This window comes from Flectobacillus sp. (genome assembly GCF_049240685.1).
Classification (GTDB): Bacteria; Bacteroidota; Bacteroidia; order Cytophagales; family Spirosomataceae; genus Flectobacillus.
The window spans coordinates 1-1719 of the sequence record NZ_JBMLSD010000009.1; the positions used below are offsets into that span (position 1 = coordinate 1).

Annotated in this window: 2 protein-coding genes; both read right to left on the reverse strand. The window is 38.5% G+C overall.

Annotated elements, in window-relative coordinates; genetic code table 11:
* Positions 1 to 1247 (reverse strand): tRNA uridine-5-carboxymethylaminomethyl(34) synthesis GTPase MnmE (gene mnmE, locus ACOVQ4_RS00455; RefSeq protein WP_421818710.1); only part of this gene is annotated, 1247 nt, incomplete at its 3' end.
* A gap of 100 nt (positions 1248 to 1347) precedes the next feature.
* Positions 1348 to 1632, reverse strand: coding sequence for an SCP2 sterol-binding domain-containing protein (locus ACOVQ4_RS00460; protein WP_095163905.1), 285 nt, complete (start codon positions 1630 to 1632; stop codon positions 1348 to 1350).
* Between the last annotated feature and the right edge of the window lie 87 nt (positions 1633 to 1719).

Consider the following 1719-nt stretch of genomic DNA (forward strand, 5'->3'; position numbering starts at 1 on the left):
AAATCGCCTGTGATGTTATGCGATAAACCCTCTAGTACATGGTTCAAAGACTCGCTGGTTTGCAATAAATGTTGGTAGTGACGAAGGTTGGTCACAACGGTATCTCCTGCTTTGATTTCCTTGGTTTTGACTTTTTGAACCAATGTTTTCTGTAAACTTTCTATGTTCTGATTTTCAGAAGCAGATATCCAAATGATGGCAGGATAGACTTTTTCAAACGCTTGTTTTTGAGTGATGCTGAGCTTATCTTGCTTGTTACCCACCAATACATAAGGGGCATTGAATGAGGCTATTTGGTCTTCAATTTCTTTCAAACTGATTTCTGAAGCATCAAACAAATAAACAATCATACTGGCTTTTTCCATTTGTTGCAGTGTGCGCTCTACTCCTATTGCCTCGATGGTATCATTGGTTTTGCGTAATCCTGCGGTATCTATCAAACGGAAACGAATTCCATCGATAAATAGCTCATCTTCAATAACATCGCGGGTAGTCCCTGCAATATCCGAAACGATGGCTTTTTCTTCGTTCAATAATCGGTTGAGCAAGGTTGATTTACCAGCGTTAGGTTTACCAACAATTACTGTTGGAACGCCATTTTTGATCACATTTCCCATCTCAAAACTATCAATCAAAGGGACTAATACACTTTGAATTCGATGAATCAACTGACGTAAATCGTCACGGTCGGCAAATTCTACGTCTTCTTCACCAAAATCTAGTTCTAGTTCGATAAGCGATGCAAAATGAATCAATGATTCACGCAATTGTGCGATTTGTTTTGAAAACCCTCCTCTAATTTGATTAATAGCGGTTTGGTGTGAAGCCTCCGAATCTGATGCAATCAAATCGGCTACGGCTTCGGCTTGTGCCAAGTCGAGTTGTCCATTCAAAAATGCACGTTGCGTAAACTCTCCTGGATTGGCCAAGCGAGCACCATTTTTCAATAAAAGCTTAAGAATTTTCTGAATAATATAATCAGACCCATGACACGAAATTTCGATGGTATCTTCCTTTGTATACGAAGTGGGTGCTTTAAAAAGCGATATGAGTACTTCATCTACAATCAAATTCTGGTCGTCACGAATGGTACCAAAATGAATGGTATGTGAAGGTTGTTGATGAAGATTTTTACCTTTAAATATTTTTTGAACTACATCGATGGTCTGAGGACCCGATACCCGAATCACTCCGATGGCTCCTACTCCTTGCGCTGTGGCTAATGCACAAATGGTATCTTGATTCATGAATGCGTTTTTAATCGTTTGGTATGATTGCTTTTGCTAACCATAACGCAAAGTTAAGCATAAAGGGTTTCTTATCATACCAAACGATTCTGCCAAAATCTTAAAACAAAGATTGTAGCTTCATGGCAATAGACATATCGCCAGCAATTTTGATTTTCCCAAACATCACTGCCGTCATCGGATTGAGCTTGCCTGTCATCAATTCTGCCAAATCACTTGCTTTTACCGAAATAGTACACTCAGCAGGCGCATCGGTATTAGTCACCACGCCATCCGCTGAAATATGGATATTTCCTTGGTCTGTTGCAAATTTAATAGAGTTTCCTAATCCACCTTTTTGAGATGCTAGGCTAGAGATTTTGTCAAAAATTTCTGAAAAGTTCATTTGTATATATGATAAAAGGTATTGATTGCTTGAGAAATAAAATTATTATGCAAGCATACGGATTTTTATTGTAAAATCAAAATGGAG

Coding starts and splice junctions, on each gene's coding strand:
- ACOVQ4_RS00460 (WP_095163905.1), bottom strand. CDS start 1,632: ATGAACTTTTCAGAAATTTTTGACAAAATCTCTAGCCTAGCATCTCAA.